Here is a 17,080-nt window from a genome sequence, read left to right as displayed (position 1 = left end):
GAGTTTATGATAAATCGAGATGATGCGCTCCGTATACTCTCAAAATACGGACAGGAACACATTCTGAAACACTACGATGAACTTGACGAAGACGGCAAAAATGAGCTTCTTGGTCAGATTGAAATAATTGATTTTTCTGTTCTTGACAATCTTGATGCAGAAAAAAACACTAATTCGGTACGCGGAAAGATCGAGCCCCTCGGTGCAGTAACGATCGATGACATCGCTTCCAACAGTGAGGAGTACATCAATGCAGGCATTGATGCCATAAAGGCAGGAAAGACGGCAGCAGTTCTTCTTGCTGGCGGACAGGGTACAAGACTTGGCTTTGATAAGCCAAAGGGCATGTTTAAGATAGGTGTAAACGAAGAGCTCTATATTTTCCAGTGCCTTATAAACAATCTCATGGACGTTGTAAAGCTTACCGATACATGGATACCTCTATATATCATGACAAGTGAGAAGAATAATAAGGATACCATTGAATTCTTCAAAGAGAAGAACTATTTCGGATATGACCCTCAGTATATACGTTTCTTTATACAGGACATGGCTCCGTCTGTTGATTTCAGTGGAAAGGTCCTTATGGACAGTGAATCGAGAATATCTATTTCGCCAAACGGAAACGGCGGCTGGTTCTCGTCACTGGTTAGAGCAGGACTTCTTGACGAGATAAAGGAAAAAGGCGTTGAATGGCTCAACGTATTTGCTGTTGATAACGTTCTTCAGCGTATGGTCGATCCCGGATTTATCGGAGCTGTTATAAAATCAGGACTTCAGTCAGGCAGTAAGGTAGTAAGCAAGGCTGCCCCCGATGAAAAAGTTGGTGTCCTTTGTCTTGAAGACGGTATGCCGTCTATAGTAGAGTATTACGAAATGACAGAGGAAATGCGCACACTTCTCAATGAAAACGGAGATCTTGCTTATAAATACGGCGTTATCCTCAATTATCTTTTCAATGTTGCAAAGCTTGAGGAGATATGCGATAAGAAGCTTCCTGTTCATGTAGTGGACAAGAAGATACCTTACATGAATGATAACGGCGAATATATAATTCCGTCAGAGCCTAACGGACATAAATTCGAGACTCTTGTTCTTGATATGGTGCATATGCAGGACAGCTGTCTTGCTTATGAGGTCGTTCGTGAAAAGGAATTTGCTCCTGTTAAAAATGCTACAGGCGTAGATTCTGTTGATTCTGCAAGAGAGCTTCTTAAAGCAAACGGTGTAAATATATAATAAAGAAAACGACACTTTTGATCATTCAGAAGTGTCGTTGCCATGTATAGAAAAAGTGGGTGTTTTTACTACAAATGAAGGATCTGTTGAAATATCTGAAGAATTACAAGAAAGAGCTTGTATTCGGACCTTTTTTTAAGCTGCTTGAAGCGATATTTGAGCTGATAGTGCCTGTTGTAATGGCAAAGATAATAGATAACGGTATCGGCAGGAATGACAGCTCTTATATTTTCAGAATGAGCGGACTGATCGTATTGCTGGGAGTATGCGGACTGTGTTTTGCGCTTACCTGTCAGTATCTTGCCGCGAAATGCGCATACGGCTTTGGCACTGAGCTGCGCTCGGCATTGTATAAGCACATCAATCAGCTTTCCTACAGCAGTATAGACAAAATAGGCACCTCCTCACTTGTTAACCGTCTTACCAATGACTCAAACACAGTTCAGAACGGAGTCAATATGTTTATCCGTCTTGCTGTAAGAGCTCCATTCCTTGTTATCGGAGCAGCCGTTATGGCAGTAACTATAGACGCTAAGCTTTCGTTTATATTCTTTGTTGTTGCACCGCTTATTTCCGTGATAATCTTCCTGATAATGCGAAAAACTGTCCCCATGTACAAAAAGACGCAGAAATGCCTTGACAAGGCTTCTACCCTTACAAGAGAGGGACTTGAGGGAGCGCGAGTTATAAGAGCTTTTTCACGTCAGCAGGAAGAAATAGATGAGTTCAGTGAAGCGGTAGACGAAATATCAGCCTGCTCCATAGCTGTTGGAAAGATATCCGCCATACTCAATCCTGTAGCATTTATGGTAATGAATCTTGGCATTGTAGCAGTAATATGGTTCGGAGGTAAACGCATCAATATCGGCGGACTTACTCAGGGCGAGCTCACTGCATTTACTAACTACATGACTCAGATACTCCTTGCCCTTGTAGTTCTTGCCAATCTGATCGTTATATTTACAAAGGCACTTGCATCTGCTAACAGAATAAGCGAGGTATTTGCTCTTCCTGCCGAAAAAAGCGGCGATATAGAGGAGTTCAGCAATAAAACTGACAAAATGATAGAATTCACCGATGTTTCATTCTCGTATGAGGGAGCTGGTGATTACTCTGTCAGAAACATAAGCTTTTCCATAAAAAAAGGACAGATGCTTGGAGTTATAGGCGGTACAGGCTGCGGTAAATCGACCCTTGCCAATCTTATACCATGTTTTTATCGTGCGACTAAAGGCAAAGTAAGCGTATCAGGTATTAACGTCGAAGAATTCAACTCTGACGAACTCAGAGGAAGAATTGGAACTGTTCCTCAGAAAACAGTTCTTTTTTCGGGCACTATTCGCGAAAATATGCGCTGGAGAAAGCATGACGCCACAGATGAAGAGATAATATCCGCATTAAAAACGGCACAGGCGTGGGAATTTGTCAAAGATACTTCCGACGGTCTTGACACTGTCATTTCTCAGGGCGGAAAGAACCTCTCGGGTGGTCAGAAGCAGCGAATAGCAATTGCACGAGCTCTTGTAGGCTCTCCCGATATTCTTATCCTCGATGATTCAACAAGTGCCCTTGACTATAAGACCGATCTTGCTCTCAGAAGAGCTCTCAGCAGCGATATGCCATATACTACCGTTGTTATGATCTCCCAGAGAACAACCTCTCTGAGGGACGCTGACAAGATAATCGTTATGGATGACGGCGAGGCTGTAGGTATCGGAACACATGATCAGCTTATCGAAAGCTGTCAGGTCTACAGCGAGATATATCACTCACAGATGACTCAGAGAGAGGGGGAGACAAATGCTTAAAACATTAAAGCGCGTCTTTTCGTATGCACGTCCCTATCTCAGATTTTTTGTCCTGACTGTTATTTTTGCAGGCTTTGGAGTAGCTCTTTCGCTGTCTGTTCCCGTATTTATCGGCGAAGCTGTAGACTGCTGCGTCGGAAAGGGGAATGTTGACTTTGAAAAGCTGCTGAGGATAATCATAACTTTAGCTGTTATCGTTATAGCCGCCACTGTGTTCCAGTGGCTTATGAGCTTATGTACCAATAAACTGGCTTTTCTTACTATACGTGATCTGAGAGCCGATATATTCAATAAGCTTGAACGAGTTCCGCTTAAATACATTGACGGACATACAAAGGGAGAGCTGACAAGCCGCGTTATCAATGATATTGAGATAATCTCCGATGGCTTATTGCAGGGATTCACTCAGTTTTTCAGCGGTATTGTCACAATTATCGGTACTCTTATATTCATGATGACCATAAATGTCAAAATAGCCATTGTCGTTGTGATTCTTACGCCCCTTTCTTTTGTAGCGGCATCGCGCATTACAAAGGCTTCTCATGATTCTTATGTAAAGCAGTCAAAGCTGCGCGGCGATATGGTAGGACTTGCGGAGGAAATGGCTGGAAATCAGAAGATAATCAAGGCGTTTGTATATGACAAAAGGGCAGAGGAACGCTTTGATGAGATAAATGCAGCTTACGGAAAAATAGGCGCTAAGGCTACATTTTTCAGCTCAATGACCAACCCGACGACACGCTTTGTAAACGGTCTTATCTATGCAGCAGTCGGTATGCTTGGAGCTCTCGGCGTTATAGGATATTCCTCGTTTATTGGCTATATGTCCGTAGGTAAGCTTTCCGGCTTTCTTGCATACGCCAATCAGTACACTAAGCCATTCAATGAAATATCGGGCGTTATTGCAGAGCTTCAGAACGCTATTGCATCTGCACAGCGTGTTTTTGATGTGCTTGACGAAGAAGAAGTTCCCGATGATTCCGGCAAGGAAGTGCTTACGTCATGTGACGGAAGTCTGGAATTTTCAGATGTTTTCTTTTCGTATTCACCTGAGACCAAGCTTATCGAGAACTTCAGCCTTGATGTAAAAAGCGGACAGCGCATAGCTATTGTAGGTCCTACAGGCTGCGGAAAATCCACGATAATTAATCTTCTGCTCCGTTTTTACGACATAAACAGCGGCAGTATAAGATTTTCAGGCGAAAATATCAGTGACATTACACGTGATAGTCTCAGAAGCTGCTTCGGAATGGTTTTGCAGGAAACATGGGTGTTTACGGGAACTGTTGCCGAAAACATAGCCTACGGAGCTCCAAACGCCACCCGTGAGCAGATAATCGGGGCTGCAAAGGCGGTTTACGCTCACGGCTTCATAAAAAGGCTGCCAAAGGGCTATGATACGCTTATAAGCGAGGACAGCGGACTTTCGCAGGGACAAAAGCAGCTCATATGTATCGCAAGGATCATGCTTATGGATCCGCCCATGCTTATCCTTGACGAAGCCACAAGCTCCATAGACCTGCGCACTGAGCAGCGTATACAAAAGGCGTTCCGGAAGCTTATGGAGGGCAGGACCAGCTTTGTTATTGCTCACAGGCTTTCTACAATAAAGAGCTCTGATGTTATTCTTGTTATGAAGCATGGTAATATCATAGAGCAGGGAAGTCATAGCGAGCTTATGAAAAAAGGCGGATTTTACGCTGAATTGTACAACAGTCAGTTCGCTTCATAGCAGTTTGAAAGAGCTTCGGAAGAAGCTCTTTTTTCTTTGCATAAAAAAGTTTGTTTAATTCTTGACAAACTGCTTTAAATGTTGTACAATTAATATGTATTTTTATGTATTGAAAGGAATGATCTTCAATGGGTTTAACTTTAACTGAAAAGATCCTCAAAGCACACTTGGTAGACGGCGAGTACGTCAAAGGTCAGGAGATCGGTATCCGTATCGATCAGACTCTTACTCAGGACGCTACAGGTACAATGGCTTATCTTGAATTTGAAGCTATCGGCGTTCCTCGCGTAAAGACAGAACGTTCAGTCGCTTACATAGATCACAATACTCTTCAGAGCGGTTTCGAGAACGCTGACGACCACAGATTCATCGGCAGCGTTGCAAAGAAGCACGGCATTTACTTCTCGCGTCCTGGTAACGGTATCTGCCACCAGGTACACCTTGAGCGTTTCGGTATCCCGGGGAAGACTCTTATCGGCTCTGACAGCCATACTCCTACAGGCGGCGGTATCGGTATGATCGCTATCGGTGCAGGCGGACTTGATGTTGCTGTTGCTATGGGCGGCGGAGCATACTATATCACATGTCCAAAGGTAGTTAAGGTTGAACTCACAGGCAAGCTCAGACCATGGGTAGCTGCAAAGGACGTTATCCTTGAAGTTCTCAGAAGACTTTCCGTTAAAGGCGGCGTAGGCAAGGTCATCGAGTACTGCGGCGAGGGCGTAAAGACACTTTCAGTTCCCGAAAGAGCTACTATCACAAATATGGGCGCAGAGCTTGGCGCTACAACATCTATATTCCCGTCAGACGAGATCACAAAGCAGTTCCTCAAGGCTCAGAAGCGCGAGGAAGTATGGACACCTCTTGCTGCTGATCCTGATGCAGTATATGACGAGGAGCTTCAGATCAATCTCAGCGAGCTTGTTCCTCTTGCAGCATGTCCTCATTCTCCCGATAACGTTAAGAGCGTTGAGGAGATAGGCAGACTCAAGATAGATCAGGTATGTATCGGTTCATGTACAAACTCATCACTTCTTGATATGCTGAAGGTAGCTCATATACTCAAGGGCAAGACTGTTAATCCCGATGTATCACTGGCAATTGCTCCCGGTTCAAAGCAGGTCCTCAATATGCTTGCTCAGAACGGCGCGCTTTCTATACTCATTGATGCAGGTGCAAGGATCCTTGAAAGTGCATGCGGACCATGTATCGGTATGGGACAGTCTCCTAATTCAAAGGGTATCTCTCTGAGAACCTTCAACAGAAACTTTGAGGGACGCTCAGGTACTAAGGACGGACAGATATATCTTGTATCTCCCGAAATGGCTGCTGTATCCGCACTTACAGGTTATCTCACAGACCCGAGAGAGCTTGGCGACATGCCTGATTTCAAGCTCCCCGAGGAATTCGTTATCAACGACAATATGATCGTTCCGCCCGCTTCTGTTGAGGAAATGGACAGCGTAGAGATACTCCGCGGACCAAACATCAAGCCTTATCCCGAGACAGCTCCGCTTCTTGAGACTATCGACGCTCCCGTATCACTTAAAGTCGGTGACAATATCACAACTGATCACATCATGCCTGCAGGTGCAAAGATCCTTCCTCTGCGTTCAAATATCCCGAAGATCTCACAGCACTGCTTCGCTGTATGCGATGAAAGCTTCCCTGAGAGAGCTAAGTCTCTCGGTAAGAGCATAATCGTCGGCGGTTCCAACTACGGACAGGGCTCATCAAGAGAGCACGCTGCACTTGCACCGCTCTATCTTGGCGTAAAGGCTGTTCTTGTTAAGTCATTTGCTCGTATCCACAGAGCTAACCTTATCAATGCAGGCATTCTTCCTCTTACATTTGTAAATGAGGCTGACTACGACAGCATTTCACAGGGCGATGAGCTTGTGCTTGCTGACGTCAGAAAGGCTGTAGAGGCAGGAAAGTCCGAGCTTACTGTTGTAAACAAGACTAACGGCAAGGAGATACCTGTACTCTGCGAGCTTTCGGGACGTACAAAGGACATCATGCTTGCAGGCGGACTTCTCGACTTTACAAGAGAATCCATGAAGTAATTACCACGGAGGTATAAAACAATGTCAAAGATCACCATGAAAACTCCACTTGTCGAAATGGACGGCGATGAGATGACCAGAATCCTCTGGCAGTGGATCAAGGAAACTCTTCTTGAACCATATGTAGAGCTCAATACCGAATACTATGACCTTGGTCTGAAGCACAGAGAAGAGACTAAGGATCAGGTAACTATAGATTCAGCTGAGGCTACAAAGAAGTACGGTGTAGCAGTAAAGTGTGCAACTATCACACCGAATGCTGCAAGAATGCCCGAGTACAACCTCACTCAGATGTGGAAGTCACCTAACGGCACGATCCGTGCAGCTCTTGACGGTACTGTATTCCGTACTCCTATCATCGTAAAGGGCATAGAGCCTTATATCCCCACATGGACAAAGCCTATCACTATTGCTCGACACGCTTACGGAGATGTTTACAAGAACACCGAAATGCGTGTAAGCAAGGGCAGCAAGGCTGAGCTGGTCGTAACAGACGAAAACGGCAATGAGACCCGCGAGCTTATCCATGATTTCACCAAGTGTGACGGTATTATTCAGGGACTTCACAACCTGGACGCTTCTATCGCCGGCTTTGCAAGAGCTTGCCTCAATTACGGTCTCGACCTCAAACAGGACGTTTGGTTTGCTTCAAAGGATACAATTTCCAAGAAGTACGATCACCGCTTCAAGGATATTTTTCAGGAAATATACGATAATGAGTATAAGGAGAAGTATGAAGCAGCTGGCATAGAGTACTTCTATACCCTTATCGACGACGCTGTTGCAAGAGTTATTCGTTCAAACGGCGGCTATATCTGGGCTTGCAAGAACTATGACGGTGATGTTATGTCTGACATGGTATCTACAGCTTACGGCAGCCTTGCAATGATGACTTCTGTTCTCGTTTCTCCTGACGGTATCTATGAGTACGAAGCTGCACACGGTACTGTTCAGCGTCACTACTATAAGTACCTCAAGGGTGAAGAGACATCAACTAACTCTGTAGCTACAATATTCGCGTGGAGCGGTGCACTCCGCAAGAGAGGCGAGCTTGATAACACTCCCGAGCTCTGTGCATTTGCTGACAAGCTTGAAAAGGCAACTATCCAGACTATTGAAGACGGCATAATGACGGGCGATCTTTATCTTATATCCAAGCTCGACAATAAGAAAAAGGTCGATTCAAAGACCTTCCTTGACGAAATAAAGATCAGACTTGATAAATTAATGTGATAAGAGAGAAGGCATACAGTAATGTCAAAGAACTCAATATCAAATTCAGTAATCAGGAGACTGCCTCGTTACTACCGCTTTCTCGGCGAACTTGAACATAACGGATATGTTCGTATATCGTCCCGTGAACTTTCTGAGAAAATGGGACTTACCGCTTCGCAGATAAGACAGGACTTCAACTGCTTCGGTGAATTCGGTCAGCAGGGCTACGGCTATAACGTAAGCGATCTTCGCCTTGAAATCGGCAAGATACTCGGACTGGACAAGCAGACACCTATGATACTGCTTGGTGCAGGTAATCTCGGTAAAGCTATAGCTTCACACATTGATTTCCGCAATAAAGGCTTTGATCTTATCGGTGCATTTGATGTAAATCCAGATATTGTCGGCAAGGAAGTGGGAGAGCTGAAGGTCAGGAGCACAGATGAATTAAGCACATTCTGCGCTGAAAATAAGCCTGTAGCAGCTATTCTTTGTGTTCCTATGAATGCAGCCGAAAAGCTTGCGAATACACTTATAGAGTGTGGGATAAAAGCTTTCTGGAACTTTACACACTACGACCTTAAAGTTACCCATAAGGGAATCGCTGTTGAGAATGTTCATCTCGGAGACAGCCTTACCACGCTTTCCTATGGCTTGAATAATCTTGAAAAAGACGAAAAAAAATAATGTAAAACGAAGCAGCGAAAGCTGTTTCGTTTTTTATATGACAATGTGAAATAAATATCAATCTTTTTGCTGCTTTATATATAAAATGGAATTATCATATTCTGAAATGCTATTGACTATTATATGCTTTACATAAAAAATATAGCTTGTTTTTTCCGAAACATAAATCCTATCCTGTAAATTATTAAAGGAATGACCACTGGTTTTATTGTTATAATTGCCTGTTTTATTACGGAAAGTAAGTGTGTTGCTTGAAATAATATACTTAATGGTCTTGAATCACAATACCTATCAGATCAGTAATATAAAAATAAATATATTGCAGGGACAATATATAAAATATTTGTAAATACATCATTGTTAATTATATATCAATATCTGAATAGCGATATTCTTAACTTGAATTTGAATTATTCATAATATACTGGTATACTTATTATATGTGATAGTTTAAATTGTATCCTGATGTCATTCGGCACGGGATCTGAAAATTTTCTGGGAGTGGATATTAAAATGGATTATCGCGTTGAACATGATTCCATGGGTGAAGTAAAGGTACCTGCGGATAAGTACTGGGGAGCTCAGACCGAGAGAAGCCACGAAAACTTTCTTATCGGTGTAGGCATTGAGACGATGCCGAGAGAGATAACTCATGCTCTGGGTATACTGAAAAAAGCTGCTGCTCTTGCAAACCATGAGCTGAGGCCCGAAAAAATGACGGCTGAAAAGCTTTCGGCTATCAGTCAGGCTTGCGACGAGGTCATAAGCGGTTCTCTCAATGAACATTTCCCACTTGTCGTATGGCAGACAGGAAGTGGCACTCAGTCCAACATGAACACCAACGAGGTCGTTGCAAACAGAGGAAACGAGATCGCAGGCTCAAAGCTGCTTCATCCAAACGATGATATCAATATGAGCCAGTCATCGAACGATACATTTCCGACTGCAATGCATATTGCCGCTGTACTTGCAGTAGAGGATAAGGTGATACCTGCTGTTGATACTCTTATGGAGACTTTTAAGCGCCTTGAAAAAGAAAATGAGGGCATCGTAAAAAGCGGCCGTACTCATTTACAGGACGCAACTCCTATCAAGTTCTCACAGGAGATAAGCGGCTGGAGAGCTTCACTTGAAAAGGATAAGAAAATGCTCCTTGCAGCCTGCGACGAGCTCAAAGAGCTTGCAGTGGGCGGTACAGCAGTAGGAACAGGTCTTAATGCGCCAAAGGGGTTTGCTGAAAAGGCTGCTGAAAAGATAAGCGAGCTCACAGGCAAAAAATTCATATCTTCGCCTAATAAATTCCACTCTCTTACTTCAAAAGACGAAATAGTATTCGCGCACGGCGCTCTTAAAGCTCTTGCTGCTGATATGATGAAGATAGCAAACGATGTAAGATGGCTTGCATCTGGCCCCCGTGACGGACTGGGAGAAATATTTATTCCCGAGAACGAACCGGGCTCGTCAATAATGCCGGGCAAGGTCAATCCTACACAGTGCGAGCAGGTAACAATGGTCGCAGTACAGGTAATGGGAAATGATGTTACAGTAGGTATGGCAGCTTCTCAGGGCAACTTTGAGCTCAATGTGTTCATGCCTGTATGTGCATATAATTTCCTGCAATCCGCAAGACTTCTTGCTGAGTCGATAACATCATTCAACAAGAACTGTGCTGTCGGCATAAAGGCTAATAAGGAAAAGATGCATCATAATTTACATAATTCACTCATGCTGGTAACTGCTTTAAATCCTTATATCGGCTACGAAAATGCTGCAAAGACAGCCAAAAAAGCTTTTAAGGACAATATTTCCCTCAAAGAAGCATGCGTTGAACTCGGTTTCCTTACTGCCGAGCGATTTGATGAAGTATTTCATCCCGAAGAGATGGTCTGATCATTTTAGAAAGGAAGCGCATATATGGAAACATTTACATATTATCCGGGGTGCACTCTGAGAACGAAGGCTAAGGATCTTGATACTTATGCAAGAAAAAGTGCCGAATTTCTTGGTATCGCACTTGAAGAGCCCGCTGACTGGCAGTGCTGCGGCGGCGCGTATACGACTGCTAAGGACGAAATAGCTACAAAGCTTTCAGCAGTAAGGACGCTCAACTCTGCAAAAGAGAATAACAGACCGCTTATCACTGTCTGTTCAGCCTGTCATAATGTAATAAAGCAGACTAATTACGATATATCAAACGATGAGGAAATGGCGGCAAAGGTCAATAATTACCTTAAACTTGATGAACCGTATAACGGCGAAACAACAGTGTATCATTACCTTGAAATGCTTCGTGACGTTGTTGGATTTGATGACCTTGCTCAGAAGGTTGTTAATCCTCTTAAAGGGAAGAAGATCGCCGCATATTACGGCTGCCTGCTTCTTCGTCCGTCGAAAGCTCTTGCTATGGATGATCCTGAAAATCCCAGTATAATGGAGGATTTTATTAAAGCTATCGGCGGCACACCTGTTATATACGCCCAGAGGAACGAATGCTGCGGGGGCTATATCACTCTTGAGGACAAGGCTCAGGCTGCTAAAAGAAGCGGCGCTGTAATGAACTCTGCTCAGGATCAGGGAGCTGATATGATCATTACAGCCTGTCCGCTGTGTCTTTATAATCTGAAAAAGAACTCGGATTCAGAGCTTCCTGTGTACTATTTTACAGAGGTACTCGCAGAAGCGCTTGGCTTGAAGGAGGATCAGAATGGATAATAATTTAAAAGAACAGGTCCTGCGTTCAAGCGGAGTAAATGTTCTCAAATGCATGCGCTGCGGTAAATGTTCGGGAACCTGTCCCTCATATGACGAAATGGAATATCATCCGCATCAGTTCGTATACATGGTGGAGCGCGGCGACATTGAGACCTTGATGAATTCAAAGTCCATATACAAATGTCTTACCTGCTTTGCCTGCGTTGACAGATGTCCCCGAAATGTTGAACCTGCAAAGGTGGTTGAAGCTGTACGTCTTGCCGCTGTTCGTAAGCAGGGTAACAACCATATGAACCCGAATCAGATACCTGAAATGCTTGATGACGATCTGCCACAGCAGGCTATCGTTACAGCATTCAGAAAATACATAAAGTAAGGAGAGACAGCACCATGAAGAGAATAGGCGTTTTTGTCTGTCATTGCGGTACCAATATCGCTGCAACGGTAGACGTCAAAGCTGTAGCCGAAGCGCTGGGGCATGAGCCTGGGGTTGTTATCTCTCAGGACTATCAGTATATGTGTTCCGAGTCGGGACAGAATCTTGTAAAGAATGCTATAAAGGAGCATAACCTTACAGGTGTCGTAGTTTGCTCATGTTCACCGAGAATGCACGAGAATACATTCAGAAAAGCAGCTGCTTCCGCAGGTCTGAACCCATATCTTGTTGAAATAGCAAATATTCGTGAACAATGTTCATGGATACACAAGGATATAGCTTCTGCGACTGAAAAAGCAATTATCCTTGGCAAGGCAGCAGTTGCAAAGGTACATCTCAATTCACCTCTGACAGCAGGCGAGAGCCCCGTAGTCAAGAGAGCTCTTGTAATTGGCGGCGGCATTGCAGGTATCCAGACTGCACTTGATATTGCCGAAGCAGGCTTCGATGTTGATATTGTGGAGAAGAATCCTACTATCGGCGGTAAAATGGCTCAGATAGACAAGACCTTCCCCACACTTGACTGCGCAGCGTGTATCCTTACACCTAAAATGGTTGAAGCTTCTCAGAATGAGCATATAACCATACATTCATTCAGCGAAGTTGCTGATGTCAAGGGCTTTGTGGGTAATTTCACAGTAAAGATAAAGAAAAAGGCACGTTTCGTTGATGAAACAAAATGTACGGGCTGCGGTCTCTGTACCGAGAAATGTCCCATGAAAAAAGTCCCCAACGAGTTCAATATGGGACTTGATAATCGTACAGCCATATACATTCCTTTTGCTCAGGCTGTTCCTAAGGTCGCAACTATCGATCCGAACCACTGTATGATGCTTTCAAAGGGCAAGTGCGGTATCTGTTCCTCAGTATGCTCCGCAGGTGCTATCGACTACAAGCAGGAGGACAGATTCATTGAGCAGAAGTACGGCGCTATCGTTGTTGCTACGGGCTTCAATCCTATCAATCTCGACAAGTACGACGAATTTGCATACAATCAGTGTCCTGACGTTGTTACATCACTGGAGCTTGAAAGACTTATGAATGCCGCAGGTCCTAACGGCGGCACACTGCTTCGTCCTTCCGACAAGACCCACCCTCACAAGATAGTTTTCGTACAGTGCGTAGGTTCAAGATGTGACGACAGCAAGGGCAAGCCTTACTGCTCAAAGATATGCTGTATGTATACAGCAAAGCATGCTATGCTTATCCGCGAGAAGTACCCTGATACTGAGGTATACGTATTCTACATAGACGTTCGTACTCCCGGCAAGAACTTCGACGAATTCTACCGCCGTGCTGTCGAGCAGTACAACGTACACTACATAAAGGGCATGGTGGGCAAGGTAACACCTCGTTCCGACGGTAAGATTGACGTACAGGCTTCCGACCTGCTGGCAAATGAACAGCTCCACATCGACGCAGATATGGTAGTTCTTGCAGCTGCCATCGAGCCTGACAAGACAGCACGTCCGCTGGCTACAATGCTCACAACTCAGATGGACACAAATGACTTCTTCACCGAAGCTCACCCTAAGCTTCGCCCTGTAGAGAGCGCTACAGCAGGTATATTCCTTTCAGGTGCATGTCAGGGACCAAAGGATATCCCCGAAACAGTTGCACAGGCAAGTGCTGCTGCTGCAAAGGCTATCGGACTTCTTGTAAAGAACAGCATAACCTGCAATCCCTGTGTTGCTCATTCGGACGAGCTCATGTGCAATGGCTGCTCGTCATGCGAAAAGGTATGTCCTTACGGCGCGATAACATATATCGACAAGGAATTCAAAATGCCTGACAGAACCATCGCTGTCCGCAGAGTTGCAAGTGTTAACCCTGCTGTATGTCAGGGCTGCGGCGCTTGTACAGTCGCTTGTCCTTCGGGAGCTATGGATCTCAGCGGATTCTCTAACAGCCAGATCATGTCGGAGGTGGACGCAATATGCAAGTAAATGATAATAAAGATTTTCAGCCGCTGATCGTTGCGTTCTGCTGTAACTGGTGTTCATATGCAGGCGCCGATCTTTCAGGTACAAACAGACTGAATTATCCCGCAAACGTCAAGATAATCAGAGTACCCTGCTCATGCAGAGTAAATCCCATGTTCATACTCAGAGCTTTCCAGCGCGGAGCTGACGGTGTTATACTCTGCGGCTGCCACCCGGGTGACTGCCACTATACATCGGGCAACTACTTCACAAGAAGAAGAATGACACTGCTGTTCAGTATGCTTGATTTCCTTGGAATTGAGCGTGACAGAACAAGAGTTGAGTGGGTATCGGCAGCAGAGGGCGCTAAGTTTGCTGCTACCATGAACGAGTTCACCGAGGCTGTAAGAAAGCTCGGACCAAACCGCAGATTGGAGGACCTGAGATGCAGGAAGCAATGATAAATAAAGCAAAGCAGCTTCTGGCTGACGGTACTGTAAGCCGTGTTATCGGCTGGAAGAGGGGAGAATTCGCTTATGACATTACCCCTGCTGTATTTGAAACAGCCGAAGAGCTCGATAAAGAGTTCGTATATGATGATTTTACAGCTGCAAATGTATCCAAGTACCTCGTAAAGGAGAGCAAAAAAGAGGGCAAAATCCTCGTATTCTTAAAGCCCTGCGATACATACAGCTTCAATCAGCTCACAAAGGAACACAGAGTTGTTCGTGAGAACGTTTATATAGTGGGTATCCCGGGCGGTCCAAAGCTTGACGCCGAGAAAATAAAGGCTAAGGGCATAACAGGTATACTCAGTGTGAAGAACGAGAACTATACGCTGAAAATAGATACTGTTTACGGCGAGGAGAAAATGCCGTTCTATGAAGCAGTCCTTGATAAGTGCGCTTCCTGCAAGAGCAAGAAGCACGTTGTCTATGACGAGCTCATGGGCGAGGAGGGCGACGTTCTCGACTCCAACCGTTTCGATATGGTTGAAAAGCTGGAGAATATGGCTGCTCAGGAGCGCTATGACTTCTGGCGTGAGCAGCTTTCCAAGTGTATCCGCTGTAATGCGTGCAGAAACGTCTGTCCGGCCTGCACTTGTGAGAAGTGCGTATTCGATAATCCTGATTCGGGCGTTGAGAATAAAGCTCCCGCTGACAGCTTTGAGGAGAATATGTTCCATATAATCAGAGCTTTCCATGTTGCGGGAAGATGTACAGACTGCGGCGAGTGTTCAAGGGTATGCCCACAGAATATCCCGCTTCATTTGCTGAACCGCAAGTTCATAAAGGACATCAATTCACTTTACGGCGAATATCAGGCAGGCGAGGATACTACCTCACGTGCTCCGCTTAACGATTACAAGCAGAACGACTGCGAAGCCTCTGTAGTACACGAAAGGGGAGTTGAATAATGCTGAAAATATCACTTGACAAGCTTGATAAGCTTTTTGAAGCTATTTCAGCTTCACAGACTCTCTATATTCCTGTAGACCGCGAGGACGGAGTTGCCGAGTACAAGAAGTACGAAGGCGGCATGAAGCTCAGCAGCGCTCTCAATACTCTTCGCAGTGCAAAGGATTTCTTCTTCCCTCAGACCGAGAACCTTGTTGACTTCAAAATGGAAGGCAAGAGCATTGAGGTAGTAGATGTACGTGAGGAATCAGAGGACTTCGTAATATTCGGCGTCCGTGCCTGTGACGCAAGAAGCTTCACCATACTTGATAAGGTGTTCCTTGCAGAGCCTGTGGACAGCTTTTATAAGAACCGACGCGATCACGGTACAGTAGTCACCATGGCTTGTACACGTCCTGCCGAGACTTGTTTCTGCGGAACATTCGGCATAGACGCAGCTGCTCCCGAGGGTGACGCGGCCTGCTACAGCGACGGCGAGAGCCTGTTCATAGAGGCACATAACGAAAAGGGACAGAAGTTCATCGACAGTATCTCATCACTCCTTGAAGAGGGCGACACTTCAAAGCTTGAAGCTGCACGCACCAAAACAAGAGAGATACTGAAAAAGCTCCCTCTTGCAAATCTTACTACTGACAATTTCGGCGGTGACAAGCTCAACGAATACTTCAGCTCTGACAAGTGGGGAGAACTTTCCGAAAGCTGTCTCGGCTGCGGTACATGTACATTCGTATGTCCCACCTGTCAGTGCTACGATATAAAGGACTTCAATACAGGTCATGGCATAAAGCGTTTCCGCTGCTGGGATTCATGTATGTATTCCGATTTCACAAAAATGGCACACGGCAACCCGAGACTTACTCAGCTTGAGCGTTTCCGCCAGAGATTCATGCACAAGCTTGTATATTTCCCAGCAAACAATAACGGCGAATTCGGCTGTGTAGGCTGCGGAAGATGTCTCTCAAAGTGTCCGATATCCATGAATATCGTCAAGGTAATGAAAGCATTGGAGGTAAAGTGATGAATAACGATACATTGATACCTTACATTGGTGTAGTTACCGATATAAGACAGGATACTCCCGATGTAAAGACATTCAGAGTTGTTTCTCCCGAGGGCGGAAAGGTCTTCGAGCATATGCCGGGACAGTGTGCAATGCTTTCCATTCCGGGCGTTGGCGAGGCTATGTTCTCTATAACCTCTTCTCCCACAAACAAGGAATTTATGGAGTTCAGCATAAAGAAGTGCGGCTGCCTCACCACATGGCTCCACGCTATGGACGTAGGTCAGCAGATAACTATCCGCGGACCATACGGCAATGCTTTCCCTGTTGAAACAGACTTAAAGGGCAAGGATCTTCTCTTTATTGCAGGCGGTATCGGTCTTGCACCTCTCCGTTCCGTTATCAACTATGTACGCGATAACCGTTCCAATTACGGCGACGTGCAGGTAATATACGGTTCCCGTTCAAAGGATGACCTCGTTGACTATCAGGAGATAATCGACGAGTGGATGGCTGATCCTAATATCGAGGTTAATCTTACTATAGACAATCCGCAGGAGGGTTGGGACGGTCATGTAGGCTTTGTTCCCAACTATGTCAAGGAGCTTAATCCTTCCACAAGCAAGACAGTTCTTGTCTGCGGACCGCCTATAATGATAAAATTTACCCTTGCAGGACTTAAAGAACTGGGCTTCACAGAAACTCAGGTCTATACTACCATGGAGCTTCGCATGAAGTGCGGAGTTGGTAAGTGCGGACGCTGCAATATCGGTAATAAGTATGTCTGCAAGGACGGTCCTGTTTTCCGTTTCGATCAGCTTGGGGAACTGCCCGACGAATATTAA

Annotated in this window: 14 protein-coding genes; all 14 read left to right on the top strand. The window is 45.0% G+C overall.

Annotated features, from left to right (window positions below; all coding sequences use genetic code 11):
* Positions 1–6: 6 nt before the first annotated feature.
* Positions 7–1,239: a UTP--glucose-1-phosphate uridylyltransferase gene (locus N774_RS0102875; RefSeq protein ID WP_196231516.1), complete on the top strand. Its 1,233-nt coding sequence runs from the start codon at positions 7–9 to the stop codon at positions 1,237–1,239.
* Positions 1,240–1,313: 74 nt separating this feature from the next.
* Positions 1,314–3,047: an ABC transporter ATP-binding protein gene (locus N774_RS0102870; protein ID WP_024859793.1), complete on the top strand. Its 1,734-nt coding sequence runs from the start codon at positions 1,314–1,316 to the stop codon at positions 3,045–3,047.
* Complete coding sequence (locus tag N774_RS0102865) at positions 3,040–4,779, top strand: ABC transporter ATP-binding protein (protein ID WP_024859792.1); 1,740 nt, start codon at positions 3,040–3,042, stop codon at positions 4,777–4,779. The genes N774_RS0102870 and N774_RS0102865 overlap by 8 nt, the downstream gene beginning before the upstream one ends.
* 128 nt (positions 4,780–4,907) lie before the next feature.
* On the top strand, positions 4,908–6,845 hold the full coding sequence (locus N774_RS0102860) for an aconitate hydratase (RefSeq protein ID WP_024859791.1): 1,938 nt from the start codon (positions 4,908–4,910) through the stop codon (positions 6,843–6,845).
* A gap of 21 nt (positions 6,846–6,866) precedes the next feature.
* Entirely contained in the window at positions 6,867–8,078 is a 1,212-nt protein-coding gene (locus N774_RS0102855) for an NADP-dependent isocitrate dehydrogenase (protein WP_024859790.1), read from the top strand.
* Positions 8,079–8,099: 21 nt separating this feature from the next.
* Positions 8,100–8,747: a redox-sensing transcriptional repressor Rex gene (locus tag N774_RS0102850; protein WP_024859789.1), complete on the top strand. Its 648-nt coding sequence runs from the start codon at positions 8,100–8,102 to the stop codon at positions 8,745–8,747.
* Positions 8,748–9,260: 513 nt separating this feature from the next.
* Complete coding sequence (fumC, locus tag N774_RS0102845) at positions 9,261–10,637, top strand: class II fumarate hydratase (protein WP_024859788.1); 1,377 nt, start codon at positions 9,261–9,263, stop codon at positions 10,635–10,637.
* Positions 10,638–10,661: 24 nt separating this feature from the next.
* Positions 10,662–11,459, top strand: a complete 798-nt coding sequence (locus N774_RS0102840) for a CoB--CoM heterodisulfide reductase iron-sulfur subunit B family protein (protein ID WP_024859787.1) — start codon at positions 10,662–10,664, stop codon at positions 11,457–11,459.
* Positions 11,452–11,835: a 4Fe-4S dicluster domain-containing protein gene (locus N774_RS0102835; protein ID WP_024859786.1), complete on the top strand. Its 384-nt coding sequence runs from the start codon at positions 11,452–11,454 to the stop codon at positions 11,833–11,835. Before N774_RS0102840 ends, N774_RS0102835 begins: the two co-directional genes overlap by 8 nt.
* A gap of 14 nt (positions 11,836–11,849) precedes the next feature.
* On the top strand, positions 11,850–13,841 hold the full coding sequence (locus N774_RS0102830) for a CoB--CoM heterodisulfide reductase iron-sulfur subunit A family protein (protein ID WP_024859785.1): 1,992 nt from the start codon (positions 11,850–11,852) through the stop codon (positions 13,839–13,841).
* Positions 13,832–14,278: a hydrogenase iron-sulfur subunit gene (locus tag N774_RS0102825; protein WP_024859784.1), complete on the top strand. Its 447-nt coding sequence runs from the start codon at positions 13,832–13,834 to the stop codon at positions 14,276–14,278. The genes N774_RS0102830 and N774_RS0102825 overlap by 10 nt, the downstream gene beginning before the upstream one ends.
* Complete coding sequence (locus N774_RS0102820) at positions 14,263–15,234, top strand: 4Fe-4S dicluster domain-containing protein (protein ID WP_024859783.1); 972 nt, start codon at positions 14,263–14,265, stop codon at positions 15,232–15,234. Before N774_RS0102825 ends, N774_RS0102820 begins: the two co-directional genes overlap by 16 nt.
* The gene (locus tag N774_RS0102815) at positions 15,234–16,253 is read left to right on the top strand and encodes a 4Fe-4S dicluster domain-containing protein (RefSeq protein ID WP_024859782.1); all 1,020 of its coding nucleotides are present in this window, start codon (positions 15,234–15,236) and stop codon (positions 16,251–16,253) included. The genes N774_RS0102820 and N774_RS0102815 overlap by 1 nt, the downstream gene beginning before the upstream one ends.
* Positions 16,253–17,080 carry an FAD/NAD(P)-binding protein gene (locus tag N774_RS0102810; RefSeq protein WP_024859781.1) on the top strand — a complete coding sequence of 276 codons (828 nt, stop codon included), beginning with the start codon at positions 16,253–16,255 and terminating at the stop codon, positions 17,078–17,080. Before N774_RS0102815 ends, N774_RS0102810 begins: the two co-directional genes overlap by 1 nt.

The sequence above is a fragment of the Ruminococcus flavefaciens AE3010 genome, assembly GCF_000526795.1.
Taxonomy (GTDB): domain Bacteria; phylum Bacillota; class Clostridia; order Oscillospirales; family Ruminococcaceae; genus Ruminococcus; species Ruminococcus flavefaciens_D.
The sequence above is the reverse complement of the archived record's forward strand: the minus strand, read 5'-3'. Positions and strand labels throughout refer to the sequence as shown.